Genomic DNA, 16,905 nt, shown 5'->3' with positions numbered 1-16,905 from the left:
GGCGGACGGGACCTGCCCGGCCGGGCACACCCCCGGGCCCCTGGGGAGGATCGGCCCCACGGAGCCCGGGGAGGTCGGACGTTCAGTCCCCGCCGAAGACCCGGTCGACCACGCGGGCCGCCGCCCGCCCGTCGTCGAGCGGGCAGAACCGGTCGACGAACCTCCGGTAGGAGGCCCGATGGCGCGCGGCCACCTCGTCGATGTCCAGCAGGGCGGCGATGACCTCGTCGGACTCGGTCAACAGCGGCCCCGGGGCGGTCTCCTCGAAGTCGAAGTAGAAACCGCGCAGGTTGTCACGGTAGCTCTCCAAGTCGTAGGTGAAGAAGAGCATCGGTCGTCCGGTGTTGGCGAAGTCGAACATCATCGACGAGTAGTCCGTGACGAGGACGTCGGTGATGAGGAAGAGCTCCATGATCTCGGGGTACAGGGACACGTCGTGGACGAAGTCCTTGCCCACGATCGGCACGCTGTCCACCACACGTGGATGGCGCCGCACCAGCAGCACGTGGTCCTCACCGAGCTTGTCGTACATCCTCTGAAGGTCCAGGTGCAGGTCGAGCTTGTGCTTTCCCCGCGTGTAGTACTTGTCGTCACGCCAGGTCGGCGCGTACAGCACCACCTTCTTGCCCTCGGGCAGCCCGAGTCTGCGGCGCGTGCGCTCGGCGATCGCCTCCCTGTCGGGTGAGAAGAAGATGTCGTTGCGCGGGTAACCGGTCTCCAGGATCTCGCCCTCGAAGCGGAAGGCGCTGCGCAGGATCGGGGTCGCCCACGGGCTCGGCGAGACCAGGTAGTCCCACTGCCGGGTCTCCCAGGCCAGTTTGTCGAAGTAGTCGCGTGACTTGCCACGGATGTTCTCCACGTCGAAGCCGATGCGTTTGAGCATCGAGCCGTGCCAGGTCTGCACGACCACCTGGTCGGGACGGCGGTGGAACCACGCGGGCTGACGGGAGTTCGTCACCAGGTAACGGCTGCGGGCCAGGTGCTCGTAGTACTCCCGGCCCCGGTGGCGCACCGGGTCCAGGTCGTCGGGCAGACGCACCTGACCGTCGGCCACCAACCACGACATCGGGTACTCCGCCCACTTCTCACGTCCGCGCAGCTCGGCGTAGATGCTCTGCGGGCTGTCGGAGTACTGGCGTCCGGTGTAGGTGTCGAACAGGATCCCCTCGGTGAGGGGCTCTCGACGCTGGGCCGGGTAGTGGCTCTCCCGTAGTTCGCGCTGGGCGAAGGTACCGCGTTCGGAGGGGCGCAGGTCACTGCCGACCTGGAGCACGGGGATGCCGTGCCCCTGGTAGGAGAGGGTGTAGGCGCGCTCACTGGTCTGCATCTGCAACGGCAGATCGCCGATGAGCGCTTCGGAGAACTCCACTCCCACGTCCGTGGACCCCTCCGTCGGCCCGTGGCCCTCCCCCGACGTCCGAACGCCGACCCGACCCCACAGCTGGTATGTGCCGGCGGGCAGGGACAGCTCGCCCGACAGGGTGGGGATGTCGGCCGGGGCGAACCTGGCCGTGAACCGGCGGCCGGAGCGCTCCACCGCCAGGGTGTGCTCCTCGTCCCGACCTCGTGCCCTGGCCACCAGGCGCAGCTCGGCGTCGTCGTGGAACTCCCCTTCCAGCAGCAGGGCACGCCCCTGCCAGTGGGCCCTGTCGACCGTGGGGCGGGCGTGTCCGGCGCGCAGCTTCAGGTGGCCGGTCGCGGTGCGCAGTACGGCCAGCTCCCGGTGCGTTCCCTCGGTCGCGTAGGCGGTGGTGGCCGTCGCGTCGGGCAGGGTCAGTGACATGCTCTGCGCGTCGGGGGTGACCAGGTGGACGTCCCACTCCTCCTGTCGGATCACTCCGCCGCACTCGGTGACGCTGCGCTCGAAGAGTTCCTCGGCCCGTACACGTGCGGTGAGGCGACCACCATGGACGGAGACGGGAAAGGTGAGCGTCGCGGTACCCGGGCGACGGGTCAGGCGCAGACGGGTGGCCTCGGCCGCGGGCGCGGACACCAGTTCCGCCTCCAACTCCAGCTCCCCCGTAGCGGGGTCGAAACCGTGGTCGGTGACCCGCACGCGAACGGGTTCGACGCCGAGTACCAGCTGACGTTCCCTGTTCCAGTGCGGGCGCACCCACATGTCCTCGTCGACCTGGTGGTATCCGGGCCGCTCGGGTGGTCCCGACACGGGGTTGGAGACGAACTTGCGGCGGGTGATGCCCCGGTTGATGACGACCAGTTCCAGCTTCCACTCACCGGGTTCCCAGCGCCCTGAGGTGCGCAGTCTACGAGGATCGACCACGACGGTGAAGCCCCCGTAGTCGTGCCGGGCCGCGTCGATGACGTCGGGGAGCCGGTACTCGGCGGCGAGGCGGGTGTGCACGGGCACGCGGACCCTGCGTCGGGTGGCGGTGTTGACGGCGAAGGCCACCACGTGCTGTTGCCAACGTCTGCGGGCACGCAGATGGCGGATACCGATCCGTCCGCTGATGTGGAGGCGACCGTTCTCCCAGCGGATCTCCTCGGTCTTCTGGCGGACCCGGATCTCCTCGTCGAGACGGTAGATCTCGTTCGGCACCGCCTTGGCCGGGTCCTTGGACTCGAAGAAAGGGTACCGGATGTAGTAGCCGAAGCCGCGTCGTACGACGGTGGCCTTCTTGATCTCCACGCTCTTGGCGAAGGTCGCCACCTCCAGCACGTCGGAGAGGCGCCGCTCGCGCACCAGGTGGTACAGCAGGCGGTCCAGGACGTTCAGGCGACGCAGGAGCCGCACGGGCACGTGGTCGAGGTAGGCGTTGAGCAGATCGAGCGCGACCTCGCGGGCCTGCTCGTCGGCGTCGTCCAGGCGCAGGAGGAGCTGGTGGAGCTCGCCCTGGAGCAGAGTGCGGTCCCACAGCTCGCGGTCGACGCTGGACAGACCGGCGGCGAGTCCTCCCATCGCAGTGAGACGGCGGGTGAGCGATTCCTCGTCCAGGGCGGGTCTGTCGGCCTCGCGCTCGCGCATGAGCAGAACGGGTGCGGGCAGGACGTCGACGGCCCTCGCCGCCAGCATCGCCCGGCGCAGACCGAGGTCGGCGTCCTCGGGGGCCAGTCCGTGGTCGGGCAGGGACTCCCAGAAGCCCTTGCGCCACAGTTTGTTGCCCAGCGCGCGGTCCGACACCAGGCCGGGGATGTTCCGGGGATCCTCGGCCATACGGTGCTTCGCGCAGTACTTGCGGTGCGCGCGGGAAGGGGAGGCGCCCAACTCGTTGAACTTGTACACGTTGCCGACCACCAGGTCCGAGCGGGTGTCGGCGGCGCTGCGCAGGAGATAGGCCAGGGAGTAGCCGGTGAGGGCGTCGGTCCCCTCCAGGAAGAGCAGGTGGCCGCCGTGGGCCGCGGCGGCGGCGCGGGCACGCGCGGTGGAGCCGTCCGGTGCCGGTTCGCCGGGCAGGACCGTGGCGGTGACACCGGAGGGAGGGGAGGCGGCGAAGGCGAGGGCGAGGGCGAGGGCGTCCTCGCGGACCGGCTCGACGGCCTCGTCCCCCTGATCCCCCTGGTCCCGCTCCTCTGCGCGGACCTCGGTCCCCTCCTCCGCGGTGTCGTCGTCACCGTGGGATTGTGCGTCCTCGTCCCCCGGTGCCGTCACGGGAGCGGCCGTACGGGGCCGGTCGCCGTTGCGGATCGGGGCGAGGATGACCTCGGTGGGCGCCTTGACCTCGTCGCCCTCATGCTGGCGGGCCAGGGAGTCGAGGCAGTTCTGTAGATGCGGCTCGGTGACGTCGAACGTCACGATGACGGTGGCTTCGGGCACGGAAGTTGACATCCTCCGAGGGTTCGTCGCGGCGGGCGGCCACGGCCACTGACTGCGCCCACCGGCAACCGAATACTTGAAGTGAATTTTTCCTCACCCTCGGTACATGGAGTCCTGGCCGCTCTGCGCACCGTGGAACGGGGGAGGCGCGCGGCGGAAGGGGCCGCGCCAGTGCCCGGCGGCACGCCAGGGCCCTGCACTAGGGTTCAGAGAACAAGTATCACAGGCCCGGCGGACCCTCCTGTCCATCACCTGCGGTGGGCGCGTCCGCCCCACGGGCCCATCCGGTGGCGGCACAGGACCAGGAGCGGACACGGACGACATGGCCCTTCCCGAGCACGGCGACGAAAAGCGACGAGACCGGGGACGACCCCCCACGGAGGGGGATTCCTCACACTCCCCGGGAGCGGGGAGGGCGGACGGGCCCCGGGGGTCGAAAGACCCCGGAAGACTACGCCGGGCGGTGGAGGAACGCAGCGCGGTGCCGTTGGTGTGGCTGCACCAACGCCCTCGGTGGTCGGCCCCCCTGGCTCTGGGAGCCCTCTTCATCGCGGGCCTGATGGCCCCCGGGCCGGTGGGGGCGCTGTGCCTGCTGCTGGTGGCGATGTTCTTCGTGTGGTTGGCGTTCCTGACATGGCCCTCATTGAGCGCGCAGCAGAAGGTACCGCGTGTGCTCATGGTGACGGTCGTGCTGGTGCTGGCGGCCGCGCGCGTCCTGGGCTACTGACCTCTCCTCGCACACTGGTCACGGTTCGTTGTGTTTTGACAACCGTTTTCGTTTTCGTGATACTGGAACGGTGTCCGACCAGCTCACAGACGTCGCCGCCCAGGCACCGCCCGCCTTCCAGGTCGTCGACGCGCACGTCGCCTACGACGGTGTTCCCGTGCTCGACGGTGTGAACCTCGACGTGCCCGTGGGACAGACCATGGCCGTCCTCGGCCCCAACGGCTCGGGCAAATCGACCCTGATGCGCGCGATGCTGGGCATCGTGCCCCTCACCTCCGGGCGGGTCCTCGTCCATGGCGGCCCGTTGCGGCGGTTCCGCGCCTGGCGCCGGATCGGCTACGTTCCCCAGCGACTCACCGCCGGGGGCGCCGTCCCCGCGACCGTCCGCGAGATCGTCGCCTCCGGGCAGGTCGCCCTGCGAGGCCGCCTCTCCCTTCCCACACGCGCCCACCGAGAGGCCGTCGACGAGGCCCTGGAACTCGTGGGGCTGACGGATCGAGCGCGCGACTCGGCACGAGAGCTCTCCGGCGGCCAACAACAGCGCGTGCTCATCGCCCGTGCGCTGGCCGGGCGACCCGACACCTTCGTCATGGACGAGCCCATGGCCGGTGTGGACTCCGCCAACCAGCGGGCACTGGCCGGCATCATCGCCCGTCTGCGCGAACGCGGCTCCACCGTGGTCCTGGTCCTTCACGAACTGGGCCCGTTGGAAGAGGTGATCGAGCGCGCCGTGGTGCTCGGCTCGGGCCGCATCGTGCACGACGGAACGGCGCCCGAGCCCACCGGTGCGTGCGCCCGTCCCGGACACGAGCACCAGCACCCGCACCCCTCTCCCCACTCTCCCGACTCCACGGACACCACCACGGCCGCGGAGATGATCCGACTCGAGGTACCCGGCCGTGACTGAGCTGCTCCACTACGAGTTCATGCGGCGCGCGCTGATCGCCGCCCTGCTCGTGGGACTGGTCACCCCGATCATCGGCACCTACCTCGTCCAGCGTCGTCTGGCCCTGCTGGGCGACGGTATCGGCCACGTCGCCCTGACCGGGGTGGCGTTGGGTCTGCTGACCAGCACCTCCCCCGTGCTCACAGCGGCGGTGGTGGCCACGCTGGGCGCGGTCCTGATCGAACTGGTGCGGGTGCGCACCCGCACCAGCGGGGACGTCGCCCTGGCACTGCTGTTCTACGGCGGCATCGCGGGCGGGGTGTTGCTCATCGGCCTGACCCCGGGGGCGAGCAACGCCACACTGGTCTCCTACCTGTTCGGCTCGGTGAGCACCGTGGAGGAGGCCGACCTGTGGGTCGTGGGCGTGCTCGCCGTGGGAGTGATCACGGTGGTGGCGGTCTTCGGACGTGAGCTGTTCGTGCTGTGCCAGGACGAGGAGGTGGCCCGGGCCCACGGGCTTCCCGTGCGCTTCCTGAGCGTGCTGCTGGCGGTGACCGCCGCGCTGACGGTGGTGATCGCGATGCGGGTGGTCGGTGTTCTCATGGTGAGCGCCCTGATGATCGTCCCGGTCGCCGCCGCGCAGCAGCTCACCAGGAGCTTCCGGGTGACGATGGCACTGGCCGTGCTGATCGGCCTGCTGTCCTCGGTCGGCGGCCTGGCCACGTCCTTCTACTCCGACCTCTCACCGGGAGCGACGATCGTCATACTGGCGCTGGCCGTCTTCTGTGTGGCGGTGGCGGTCGGCGGCGTACTGCGCCGCGCCTCGACCGGCCGTCCCCCGGCCACCCTAGGGCCCCCGGGAGCCGGTGCGGCCGATACGATGCCCGAGACTGATCGGGGGAGGGTGAGACCATGAGTACACGACGCGAAGCGGTACGCCGGGCCCTGACCGGGTCTTCTGGTTTCCGCAGTGCCCAGGACCTGTACGCGGACCTACGCGCCGAGGGCTCCAAGATCGGACTGACCACCGTCTACCGGGCTCTGCAATCGCTGAGCGACGCCGGCGAGGTGGACGTACTGCGCACCGACGAAGGCGAAGCCGTTTACAGGGCGTGCGACACCGAGAACCACCATCACCACATCGTGTGCCGAGTGTGCTCGGCCGCGGTGGAGATCGAGAATCCGGACGTGGAGAAGTGGGCCGCCGACATGGGCGCCGAGTACGGATTCACCAACGTGACCCACACCGTCGAGGTCTTCGGCACCTGCTCCAGCTGCTCCTAGGTCGTGTTTTTTGCATCATTCCGGGCTCGCGTCCACCAGGCCGCCTCTCGCTGGCCCGAAAGCCTTCTAAAGAACACTCCCTAGGGCCGAAGACGGCAGTCGCTTCCGGGGGGACGGACGTTCGGTCCGTCCCCCCGTCCGTCGTCCGGGGCCGGAGGCGGCTCCGCGTACGCGGACATCAGTCTCGCGGCAGTCGGAGCGGCTCCAGGCTGGGGCGCTTGCAGCTCACGTCGTCCCCCGAGGAGCGACCCGTGAGACGTCGGCCGATCCAGGGCACCAGGAACTCGCGCGCCCAGTGCAGGTCCTCCTGGCGGGCCATGCGCCAGTCTCGTTGTTCGGCGGGCGGCCATTGCCTGTTCCAGTCGTCCTCCACCGGAACCCCGAGCACCTCGCACACGCGCAGGGCCATGCGACGGTGCCCCTCCGAGGACAGGTGCAGTCGGTCCTCGCTCCAGGCCCGGGGGTCGTCGAGGATGCGCATGCTCCACACGTCCACCACGTCGCAGCCGTAGCGGTCGGCGATGGCGCGCAGATGCATGTTGTAGGTGGCGATCTTGCCGCGCAGGGGACGCATCACCGGTTGCCAGTTGGTGTCGAAACCGGTGAAGACGACGATGCGCGCACCGGTCCGGCCGAGCTCCTCCACCGCTCGGGCGAAGACGACCGCCACGGCGTCGGGATCGCTGCCCGGGCGGAGGATGTCGTTGCCGCCGGCACACAGCGTGACCAGATCCGGGGCCAACTCGATCGCCCGGGGCACCTGCTCGTCGACGATCTGGCCGATGAGCCTGCCGCGCACGGCCAGGTTGGCGTACCGCAGCTCGCCGACGTGCTCCGCCAGGTGCTCGGCCACCCGGTCGGCCCAACCCCGGTAGCGGCCGGTGGGAACGCTGTCGCTGTTCGGGTAGGGGTCGCTCAGACCTTCCGTGAAGCTGTCACCCAGAGCAACGAAGGACACGATGTCCTGGCCTGTTGAGTCCTTCCCAAATCCACTCATAGTGCGACATGATCCGGCTCAGCGTCATGGTTACGCGACAGTAGGTTGATGCTCTTCGGGGTTTTGAGGGCCATCTCACATCAGGAACGCCTCAGCGGTCCTTGGTCATCCGGACCAGTTCCGGACGCTTGGCCGTGACCGAGTCCCCCGAGGACCGCCCGGTCAGACGTCGTCCGATCCACGGCCCGAGCGAATCGCGTACCCAGGCCAGATCCTCACGGCGCGCCTGGCTCCAGGCGACCGGCTCACGCTCGGGCCAGGGCTCGTCCCAGCGTTCGGCCACCGGCACACCCAGCACCTCGGCCACGCGCAACGCCAGACGGCGGTGCCCCTCCGGGGACATGTGCAGCCGGTCCTCGTCCCAGGCCCGGGGGTCGGTGAGCACCTTCATGGACCACTGGTCCACCAGGAAGCAGCCGTGCGCGTCGGCGATGGCCCGGATGTGCATGTAGTAACGCGCGAACAGGCCGATGGTGCCGCGCATGTAGCCCTTGGAGATGTTGACGCCGGTGAACAGCACCACCTGGCTGCCCGCACCCCGTAGACGCCTGACCGCGGCCTCCAGGATGCGGGCCATCCGCTCGGGGTCCCCGCCCGGACGCAGCAGGTCGTTGCCGCCCGCGCTCAGCGTGACCAGGTCCGGGGCCATCTCCACGGCGGGCGGGAGCTGATCGGTGATGATCTGTCGCATGAGTTTGCCGCGTACCGCCAGGTTCGCGTACTCGATCTCGCCGAGGTGGTCGGCCAGGTGCTCGGCGAGCCGGTCCGCCCAGCCGCGAAAGCCCGTCCCCGGGCTCGGGTAGGGATCACCCACGCCCTCGGTGAAACTGTCTCCCACCGACACCAACGACATTCCCCGGCTCAGCACCGAGCCGTCCGGACCACCTGTCGTCACTTCTTCTCCTCCTTGACGGGGTTGGGCACGGCACCGCCGTAGCGGCGGTCCCGGCTCGCGTAGATCTCGCACGCCCGCCACAGGTCACGGCGGTCGAAGTCGGGCCAGAGCGTGTCGAGGAACACGAACTCGGCGTAGGCGGACTGCCACAGCAGGAAGTTGGACGTGCGCTGTTCACCGGAGGAGCGCACGAACAGGTCCACCGGTGGAACGTCGGGAGCGTACAGGTGCCGGGCCAGGGTCTCCTCGGTGATCTTCTCCGGTGAGAGCAGCCCCGCGGCGGCCTTGCGGGCCAGTTCCCGGGCCGCGTCGACGATCTCGGCCTGGCCTCCGTAGTTCACACAGAACTGGAGGGTCATCGCGGTGTTGTCACGCGTCATCTCCTCGGCGTCCCGAAGCTCCTTGACGACGCTCTTCCACAACCGTCCCGAACGCCCGGCCCACCTGATGCGCACACCACGTGCGTGCAGTTCGTCACGGCGCCTGCGAATGGTGTCGCGGTTGAAGCCCATCAGGAAGCGCACCTCGTCCGGGGAACGCTTCCAGTTCTCGGTGGAGAAGGCATAGGCGGACAGGTTGGGGATCCCCATCTCCAGGGCGCCCTCGATCACGTCGAAGAGCGAGGACTCACCCGCCTTGTGACCTTCGGTGCGCGCCAATCCGCGTTCCTTGGCCCAGCGGCCGTTGCCGTCCATGACCACGGCCACGTGCCGGGGGACCAGGTCGGCGGGCAGCCGGGGCGGCCGGTCGCCACTGGGGTGCGGGACGGGCGCGGCGTACTCCCGCCGTTTACCGGTGTCGAAGCTGAACAGGCTCAAGAACGCTCCACATGGCGCAGTGATCGGATTCCGTTCTCCAGGTGCCACTGCAGATAGGCCGCGACCAACCCGCTGCACTCGGAGCGATGTCCGCCCTCGCTGGCGTCCGCGCCCTCCCAGTCCCCTCCGAGCAGCGCCGACATCAGCCGGAGGGTGTCGGGGGACGGGTGCACGGAGCCGTGGGGACGGCACACCGAGCAGACCATACCCCCCGCGTGGACGGCGAACGCGCGATGCTCCCCCCGACTGCCGCAGCGGGCGCACTCCGTCAGCGCCGGGGCGTATCCGGCGACGGCGAGCGAGCGCAGCAGATAGGCGTCCAGGACCAGGCGGGAGTCGTGGCGTCCCTCGCCCAGGGTGCGCAGGGCACCGATGAGCAGGAGGAACTGACGCAGCGCGGGGTCCTTCTCCACCGCGACGATCTTCTCGGCCGTCTCCAGCATCGCGGTGGCCGCGGTGTAGCGGGCGTAGTCGGACACGACCGCCTCACCGTAGGCGCGCACCGTCTCGGCCTGGGTGATGACGTCCAGAGTGCGCCCGGCGTGCAGTTGCAGGTCGACATGGGTGCACGGTTCCAGGCGGGCGCCGAAGCGGGACTTGGTGCGGCGCACCCCCTTGCCGACGGCGCGGACCAGGCCCGTACGACGGGTCAGGAGGGTGACGATGCGGTCGGCCTCACCCAACTTCTGGTTGCGCAGGACGACACCCTCATCGCGGTAGAGACTCACACCCCCATTGTCACGGATACGGCGGACCGCCGACTCCAGGAGCCCTACCCTGACCAGCTTTGTCACAGTTTAGTTTCCCTTTTGGGGACATTTGCTCTACTCTCACGCGCTAGGGAGTTCGGGGTGGGGTTCACCGTCCCCCCATGGCGCCACCGCGCGCATCCGCGCACCCCCGGCGCCGGTAGAGCGCTTGGGCGAGTTCCTCCCCTCCACCGCGGGATGTCCCCACCGGACCGCGGTGCGTCTGACAGATCCAAGGAGAGCGTTATGGCGCGTGGCCGCCGAGGAAGGCGCAGGACGAGCGCCCGCAGGCACCGCTCGAAGGGCCGCAGAGTACCGCTCGCGGCCGCCCTCGCCGCGATACCGGTAGGCCTGGTGGTCGCGGCCATGTTGTTGGCCGGTGGGGTCGGTGAGAGCCTCAACCCCTTCCAGAACACTGCGGACGGCCAGACCCCGGGGCAGACAGGGCAGATCGGCGAAGCGATCACCGATGACTCCCTCGCACCCGAGCCCTCCGAGGACGACTTCTTCGCCTCACCCTCCCAGACACCGGAACGGGAACGACCGGTGCCGTCCGACCACGAACCCCAGAGTGCCGACGTGACGGCCTCCTCCGCCCCGGAGGACCCCGGAGCGGAGGAGGAGTCCGGTACCGGCGGCGGTGGATCCGACGGTGGCGGTGGATCCGGCGGCGGTGGCGGCACCGGTTCCGGAGGCGGCGGCGGATCCGGCGGCGGGGGCGGATCCGGCGGCGGGGGCGGCGGCGGTAACGGTGGAGGAGGAGGTGGATCCTCCTCCAACTCGGTGACCGACCAGGTCGTGACACTCGTCAACTCCGAACGCGCCGCGGCCGGATGCGGTCCACTGCGGGTGGACTCCCGACTGACCTCCGCGGCCCAGGAACACAGCGAGGACATGGACCGGCGCAACTACATGAGCCACCAGAGCCCCGAGGGCGAGGGCCCCGGGGAGCGGGCCCGACGCCACGGCTACAGCGCCTGGGGCGCGGAGAACGTCGCCAAGGGGCAGACCAGCCCTCAGCAAGTGATGAACGCCTGGATGAACAGCCCCGGGCACCGTGCGAACATCCTCAACTGCGGTCTGGTGTCGATCGGTGTCGGTGAGTCCGGCAACGCCTGGACCCAGAAGTTCGGCTGGGAGTGACCTCTTCCTCCCCCACGTGTCGGGCCGTCGTCCTTGAAGGACGACGGCCCGACACGTTCCTCCCCTCAGGGACGAGCAGCGTCGCCGAACGACCGACGGTCCACCGTGTTCCCCCGAGGGCTTCGGCCGGTGCGTCCTCACCTGCCGGTAACCTTGGCCGTCGCCGCGGTTCCCTGCGCCCCCGACGGAAGGTCTTCATGCGCGAACTGAGTGAGCTGGTCGAGGTAGAGCAGCCCGCCTGGCCAGTGCTGTCCGACTATCTGGCCCGAAGCGCGATCCCGGTGTCCGTACTTCCCGTGACCCCCGCACAGGGACGCACCTGCCTGCACCGACTACAGGTGACCGCCCGTTCCTTCCTGGGAGCGATGGCGCTGGAATGCGGCGGACTGCTCCTGGACGGCGGTTGGGTGCGCGTACACGGAGGCGGCGGACCACGGCTGCCCGGGATGGGCGAGGTCAACGACCTGAGTGCGGCCGTGGTCTACGGACCGCCATTACGGCTGGTGGTCGCCCACGACGTGCTGGGCGGGGTGTTCGCCCTCAACGGTCCCGGCACCGAGGACGAGAGGTGCCCCGGCAAGCCCGGTCGGATGGTCTACTTCTCCCCCGACTCCCTGGAGTGGGAGCCCTTGGAGGCCACCTACGCCGGTTGGATGCTGTGGATGCTGGAAGGACACCTGGAGGATTTCTACCAGGGCCTGCGCTGGCCCGGCTGGCGGGAGGAGGTCGCGGCGCTGGACCCGTCCCAGGGCCTGGCCCTTCGCCCTCCGCCCTCCTCTTGCGAGGCACGGGCGGACATGGCGGCGACCTCGCGTCGCCCCGTGCCACTCGACGAGCTGACCGACACGCACCGAGAGTTGTGCGTCACGTCCGGCCGACCCGACCCGGGACCCTTCGGCCTGCTCTGAGGGGTGACGGGCGGGACCGCCCACCCGTCACCCTCCCCCACCCTCAAAGGCCGCTCCGCGCAGCCCTCCCTCACCCGTCACCCTCCCCCACCCTCAAAGGCCGCTCCGCGCAGCCCTCCCTCACCCGGGCGTCCGAACGGGGAGAACCTCCGGCGCCCACGGTGCGACGCCTTCAGAATCCCGTGACGCCCGGGTTCGCCGACGGAGAAGCGGAGTCCACCGAACCGCCCGGTGCGAGGGTCCGGTCAGACACGACCGATCGCGCTGCACAGGGCCTTCAGCGAAGCCGTGGTGATGCTGCTGTGGATCCCCACACCCCACACCACACGGCCGTCGATCTCGGCCTCGACGTAGGCGGCGGCACGGGCGTCCCCGTCCTCGCCCATGGAGTGCTCCACGTAGTCCATGACCCGAACCTTCACGTCCACGTCGGTCAGAGCGTCGCAGAACGCGGAGATCGGCCCGTTGCCGGTACCGGCCAGCTCGCGGATCTCCCCCCTGACGCGCACGTCGGCCTCGACCCGGTACGTACCGTCCCCGGTGGTGGAGGAACGATGCGCCAGCACGGCGACCGGCCCCCTGTCGGACAGGTAGGTCTGGGAGAAGATCTCCCAGATGCGCTCACCGGAGAACTCGCCGCCCTCGGCGTCGGTGAACTTCTGGATGACCTGGGAGAACTCGATCTGGAGGCGGCGCGGCAGGTCCAGCGCGTAGTCGCGCTGCATGATGTAGGACACCCCGCCCTTGCCCGACTGACTGTTGACCCGGATGACCGCCTCGTAGTTGCGGCCCACGTCCTTGGGGTCGATGGGCAGGTAGGGCACGTCCCAGGCGTACTCCGCCACGGGGGTCCCGTCCGCCTCGGCCGCCTCCTCCAGGGCGGTGAAACCCTTCTTGATGGCGTCCTGGTGGGAGCCGGAGAAGGCGGTGTAGACCAGGTCGCCACCGTAGGGGTGGCGCGGTCCCACCGGCAGCTGGGTGCAGTGCTCGACGGTACGGCGGATCTCGTCGATGTCGGAGAAGTCGATCTTGGGGTCCACCCCGTGGCTGAACAGGTTCAGGCCCAGGGTGATCAGGCAGACGTTGCCGGTGCGCTCGCCGTGACCGAACAGGCAGCCCTCGACGCGGTCGGCTCCGGCCATGACGGCCAGTTCCGCCGAGGCCACACCGGTACCGCGGTCGTTGTGCGGGTGTACCGACAGCACCACGTGCTCGCGCCGCGACAGGTGGCGGCTCATCCACTCGATCTGGTCGGCGTAGACGTTGGGGGTGGAGCGCTCGACGGTGGCGGGCAGGTTGAGGATGATCTCGCGGCCCGGGCCGGGCCGCCAGACGTCCATGACCGCCTCGCACACCTCCAGGGCGAAGTCCAGTTCGGTGTCGACGAAGATCTCGGGGGAGTACTGGTAGCCGAAGTACTCGGTCTCGCCCAGATACTGCTCGGCGAAACGCACGACGTTCCTGGTGCCTTCGACGGCGATGTCCTTGCAGGCCTGACGGTCCACCCGGAAGACGACGCGGCGGAAGGTGGGCGCGGTGGCGTTGTACAGGTGCACGGTGGCGCGCCTGGCGCCGACCAGGCTCTGTACGGTGCGTTCGATCAGGTCCTCGCGGGCCTGGGTCAGGACCGAGATCTGTACGTCCTCGGGGATCAGATCCTCTTCGATCAGGGATCGGACGAAGTCGTAGTCGGTCTGACTGGCGGCGGGGAAGCCGACCTCGATCTCCTTGTATCCCATCCGGACCAGCAGCTGGAACATCTCGCGTTTGCGCTGGGGGTCCATGGGCTCGATCAGCGCCTGATTGCCGTCACGCAGGTCCGTGGACAGCCAGCGCGGCGCCTTGGTCAGGGTCTTCGAGGGCCAGGTGCGATCGGGCAGGTCCACCGGAGCGAAGGGCTTGTAACGGTGGAACGGCATGGGGCTGGGTTGCTGCTGCGGCACCATACTCGGTGTCTCCTCGGGTGGTTGTGGCGCGTGGTCATGGCCGACCAAGGACAAGCCGAAGTCCCGCGGCGAGGGAGTCGACCTTTTAACGACCCACGCCGCGGCCACTAAGGAGGAACAGCTCGCGCAGCATAACGATTTCCACGCTAGCAGACGGTCGCGAAATACTGGTACCCGGTGTCCACATCCTGGGACGCGTGTCACCCGACCTGGTGCTTCACGCCACGGAGGGGGACGCACCGCCGATCGCGTCACTACGGGTACCTCGATTTCGAGATATCCCGCCCGGCTCTGTACCATTTCGGTGAACCCTTCAGTGCTAGGGGGGTTGTTCCAGATCTCGCCGACGGAACCCAGGGTGCGGCCAACACCCGGGGCCGCACCCGAGCACCACACAGCGCACAGGTGGCCGGGCCCGGTTCCGTCGGCGGGATTTCTCTCTTCACGCGACACCTCCCGTGGCCACATCCGGCCACCGGTCGCGCTCCAACGCACCCGGGCAAAGCGGGCTTCAACTGCCGGGAGCCCTAAACAAGCCGATCCGCCACGGACGTCACGGAAAGTTAGGCGTATTGACAGTGGGTGCATATTTCTCGTGCAATGACGCCACCTATCCGACGCCTCACCCCCCGCTCATGGAGGCATCGTGGCATCCGTCCTTCGCAGATTCCTCGTTCCCCTGGCCGCCGGCGCGCTCTTCCTGAGCGCCCTGCCCTCCGGCAGCGCCATCGCCGAACCCTCCTACGACCTCTACGAGGTCCGCGGCGCCACCACCGCTCAGGACCGCACGGAGATCACCGCCACCGGCGCGGCCATCGACCAGGTCGGTGACGACTCGGTCCTGGTCACCGCCACCCCCGACGACGCCGAGGCGATCGGCGACCTGGGCTACGACGTCGAGGTACTCGACCTGCCGGTTCCCTTCGCCGGCCCCGACTCCGGTTACACCACCTACGGCGAACTGCTCGGCGTCATCGATCAGATGGTGGCGGACAACCCCCGTATCGCGGCGAAGTCGGTCATCGGGCGTTCCCACCAAGGACGCGACCTGGTGGCGGTCAAGATCAGCGACAACGTGCGCGTGGACGAGAACGAACCCGAGGTCCTGTTCGTCCACGCCCAGCACGCGCGCGAGCATCTCACCGTGGAGATGGCCGTCTACCTGATGCGTCTGCTCACCGACGAGTACGGCAGCGACCCCCGGATCACCCGTCTGGTCGACAACCGTGAGATCTGGATCCTGCCCAACGTCAACCCCGACGGCAGCGAGTACGACATGGCGGGCAGCTCCTGGCGCAACTGGCGCAAGAACCGCCAGCCCAACGCGGGCTCCTCCGCGGTGGGCACGGACCTCAACCGTAACTGGGACTACAGGTGGGGCTGCTGTGGAGGGTCTTCGAGCAACCCGAGCAGCAGCACCTACCGCGGTTCGGCACCCGAGTCCGCCACCGAGGTGCGCGTGATCGCCGACTTCGTGCGCAGCCGCGTCGTGGGCGGCGAACAGCAGATCACCACCGCCATCGACTTCCACACCTACAGCGAGCTCATCCTGTGGCCGTTCGGGCACACCTACAGTGACGTCACCACCGGGATGACACGGGCGGAGTACGACACCCACGCCGCGTTGGGCAGGCACATGGCCGCCGCCAACGGTTACACGCCCCAGCAGTCCAGCGACCTGTACATCACCGACGGGTCGATCAACGACTGGCTGTGGGGCGACCAGCGCATCGTCAACTTCACCTACGAGATGTATCCGCGCAGCGCCGCGAGGGGCGGCTTCTACCCGCCCTCGTCGGTGATCGCACGTGAGACGGCCCGCAACAGAGAGGCCGTGCTGCGCCTGCTCGACTACGCCGACTGCCCCTACCGCATCATCGGCCGGCAGGCCGCCTACTGCGGCTGACCCCCGAGAGTCGAGTCCGGCCCCGGGCGTGCCGCCCGGGGCCGGCGTCTCTCAGAAGTCCCCCTCACAAGCCTGTTTCACGTCGGTGGGCCCGAGACTCTCCACGAAGGTGTCCTGGGGGGCCTCCTGGAGGTATCCGCCCGTATGGGCGCCATAGAACGTCACCTGGTCACCGCCGTCCCACTTGAACTGCAACTGACAGTCGTCGGTGGCGTCATAGGTGGCCCACCAGAACCCGTTGGCGTCCGGTGGTGTGATGCGGAGCTCCGCGGCGGAGAGCCCGCTCTCCGTCAGGAGCCGGTGGAACTCCTCCTCCGACCCGTCTTGGGAGGAGCAGGACGAAGAGACCGACACGACGACCGCGAGAAGGGCCGCCGAGAGGAAACGCGCGTGGGGGAACATGCTTTCCAACTTCCGAAGATGCCGACGCCGGACCCGTTGCGTTCTCCCGATCCCTTCACGGCGGGTCCGTCGTCCACGTCCCACCACGCTTGCCCAGCCTCGCCGGCAAGGGAAGGCACCCCACGACACACTCCGGCCACAACCCTGTAACGGAAGGTTCGCCTGTGCACGGTGGGTCTCCGGAGGACTCTCCCCCGTGTTCCCTCCCTTCCTGGAGGTCGCGATTCCAGGGTCCGGGCGCCTTCTCGGACACGGGACCGTTTCCGCCGAGCGGTGTACGGATCCCGTTCACCGCCGGGGTCTCCGCCGACGCCTGTCGAGGCCTCCCGACCGGGAACGGTCGTCGGGTACCTCGGCCATCGCCCGAGGCGCCGCGAGGAGATTCTCCAGGGCGGTCCGATCCCGTTCGGCGGAGTTCCCCCCGGGTCGACACGGCCTCTGAAGGGCCCCGTCCCGGTGCTTCTTGGTACGG

General features: G+C 69.0%; 14 protein-coding genes. 7 read left to right on the top strand and 7 right to left on the bottom strand.

Annotation, left to right across the window (positions count from 1 at the left end; translation table 11 throughout):
• Positions 1-82 precede the first annotated feature (82 nt).
• Positions 83-3,772, bottom strand: coding sequence for a CDP-glycerol glycerophosphotransferase family protein (locus PFX91_RS09335; RefSeq protein ID WP_285730915.1), 3,690 nt, complete (start codon positions 3,770-3,772; stop codon positions 83-85).
• A 322-nt stretch (positions 3,773-4,094) separates the two neighbouring features.
• Between PFX91_RS09335 and PFX91_RS09330 the strand changes: the two genes are divergently transcribed.
• The 4 genes from PFX91_RS09330 (at position 4,095) to PFX91_RS09315 (ending at position 6,669) form a co-directional block, all read left to right on the top strand.
• Entirely contained in the window at positions 4,095-4,499 is a 405-nt protein-coding gene (locus PFX91_RS09330; protein WP_285730914.1) for a DUF6703 family protein, read from the top strand.
• Between the two features lie 70 nt (positions 4,500-4,569).
• Positions 4,570-5,406: a metal ABC transporter ATP-binding protein gene (locus PFX91_RS09325; protein ID WP_285730913.1), complete on the top strand. Its 837-nt coding sequence runs from the start codon at positions 4,570-4,572 to the stop codon at positions 5,404-5,406.
• Complete coding sequence (locus PFX91_RS09320) at positions 5,399-6,301, top strand: metal ABC transporter permease (RefSeq protein ID WP_285730912.1); 903 nt, start codon at positions 5,399-5,401, stop codon at positions 6,299-6,301. Before PFX91_RS09325 ends, PFX91_RS09320 begins: the two co-directional genes overlap by 8 nt.
• Positions 6,298-6,669: a Fur family transcriptional regulator gene (locus tag PFX91_RS09315; protein ID WP_285730911.1), complete on the top strand. Its 372-nt coding sequence runs from the start codon at positions 6,298-6,300 to the stop codon at positions 6,667-6,669. Before PFX91_RS09320 ends, PFX91_RS09315 begins: the two co-directional genes overlap by 4 nt.
• Positions 6,670-6,847: 178 nt before the next feature.
• On the opposite strand, the gene PFX91_RS09310 is transcribed toward PFX91_RS09315, so the two are convergent.
• The 4 genes from PFX91_RS09310 to recO all read right to left on the bottom strand — a co-directional run bounded on the left by PFX91_RS09310 (position 6,848) and on the right by recO (position 10,107).
• Positions 6,848-7,666, bottom strand: coding sequence for an SGNH/GDSL hydrolase family protein (locus PFX91_RS09310; RefSeq protein ID WP_285730909.1), 819 nt, complete (start codon positions 7,664-7,666; stop codon positions 6,848-6,850).
• A gap of 91 nt (positions 7,667-7,757) precedes the next feature.
• A complete protein-coding gene (locus PFX91_RS09305) occupies positions 7,758-8,519 on the bottom strand; it encodes an SGNH/GDSL hydrolase family protein (protein ID WP_285731088.1) in 762 nt (253 codons plus the stop codon).
• Between the two features lie 38 nt (positions 8,520-8,557).
• Positions 8,558-9,379, bottom strand: coding sequence for an isoprenyl transferase (locus tag PFX91_RS09300; protein WP_285730908.1), 822 nt, complete (start codon positions 9,377-9,379; stop codon positions 8,558-8,560).
• Entirely contained in the window at positions 9,376-10,107 is a 732-nt protein-coding gene (recO, locus tag PFX91_RS09295) for a DNA repair protein RecO (protein WP_285730907.1), read from the bottom strand. The genes PFX91_RS09300 and recO overlap by 4 nt, the downstream gene beginning before the upstream one ends.
• Positions 10,108-10,374: 267 nt before the next feature.
• Here recO and PFX91_RS09290 point away from each other — a divergent pair, with 267 nt between their 5' ends.
• The gene (locus tag PFX91_RS09290) at positions 10,375-11,271 is read left to right on the top strand and encodes a CAP domain-containing protein (protein ID WP_285730906.1); all 897 of its coding nucleotides are present in this window, start codon (positions 10,375-10,377) and stop codon (positions 11,269-11,271) included.
• A gap of 197 nt (positions 11,272-11,468) precedes the next feature.
• Entirely contained in the window at positions 11,469-12,179 is a 711-nt protein-coding gene (locus tag PFX91_RS09285; protein WP_285730904.1) for a DUF2625 domain-containing protein, read from the top strand.
• 245 nt (positions 12,180-12,424) lie between these two features.
• Here PFX91_RS09285 and leuA read toward each other — a convergent pair whose 3' ends face one another.
• The gene (leuA, locus tag PFX91_RS09280; RefSeq protein ID WP_285730903.1) at positions 12,425-14,125 is read right to left on the bottom strand and encodes a 2-isopropylmalate synthase; all 1,701 of its coding nucleotides are present in this window, start codon (positions 14,123-14,125) and stop codon (positions 12,425-12,427) included.
• A 646-nt stretch (positions 14,126-14,771) separates the two neighbouring features.
• Between leuA and PFX91_RS09275 the strand changes: the two genes are divergently transcribed.
• Positions 14,772-16,031: a M14 family metallopeptidase gene (locus PFX91_RS09275; RefSeq protein WP_502888290.1), complete on the top strand. Its 1,260-nt coding sequence runs from the start codon at positions 14,772-14,774 to the stop codon at positions 16,029-16,031.
• A gap of 51 nt (positions 16,032-16,082) precedes the next feature.
• Here PFX91_RS09275 and PFX91_RS09270 read toward each other — a convergent pair whose 3' ends face one another.
• Positions 16,083-16,433 carry a hypothetical protein gene (locus PFX91_RS09270; RefSeq protein WP_285730902.1) on the bottom strand — a complete coding sequence of 117 codons (351 nt, stop codon included), beginning with the start codon at positions 16,431-16,433 and terminating at the stop codon, positions 16,083-16,085.
• Between the last annotated feature and the right edge of the window lie 472 nt (positions 16,434-16,905).

The sequence above is a fragment of the Nocardiopsis sp. ATB16-24 genome (assembly GCF_030271535.1).
In the GTDB taxonomy this organism is placed as follows: Bacteria; Actinomycetota; Actinomycetes; order Streptosporangiales; family Streptosporangiaceae; genus Nocardiopsis.
The sequence above is the reverse complement of the archived record's forward strand: the minus strand, read 5'-3'. Positions and strand labels throughout refer to the sequence as shown.

Coding starts and splice junctions, on each gene's coding strand:
- PFX91_RS09330 (WP_285730914.1), top strand. CDS start 4,095: ATGGCCCTTCCCGAGCACGGCGACGAAAAGCGACGAGACCGGGGACGA.
- PFX91_RS09315 (WP_285730911.1), top strand. CDS start 6,298: ATGAGTACACGACGCGAAGCGGTACGCCGGGCCCTGACCGGGTCTTCT.
- PFX91_RS09310 (WP_285730909.1), bottom strand. CDS start 7,666: ATGAGTGGATTTGGGAAGGACTCAACAGGCCAGGACATCGTGTCCTTC.
- PFX91_RS09305 (WP_285731088.1), bottom strand. CDS start 8,519: ATGTCGTTGGTGTCGGTGGGAGACAGTTTCACCGAGGGCGTGGGTGAT.
- PFX91_RS09290 (WP_285730906.1), top strand. CDS start 10,375: ATGGCGCGTGGCCGCCGAGGAAGGCGCAGGACGAGCGCCCGCAGGCAC.
- PFX91_RS09285 (WP_285730904.1), top strand. CDS start 11,469: ATGCGCGAACTGAGTGAGCTGGTCGAGGTAGAGCAGCCCGCCTGGCCA.
- leuA (WP_285730903.1), bottom strand. CDS start 14,125: ATGGTGCCGCAGCAGCAACCCAGCCCCATGCCGTTCCACCGTTACAAG.
- PFX91_RS09270 (WP_285730902.1), bottom strand. CDS start 16,433: ATGTTCCCCCACGCGCGTTTCCTCTCGGCGGCCCTTCTCGCGGTCGTC.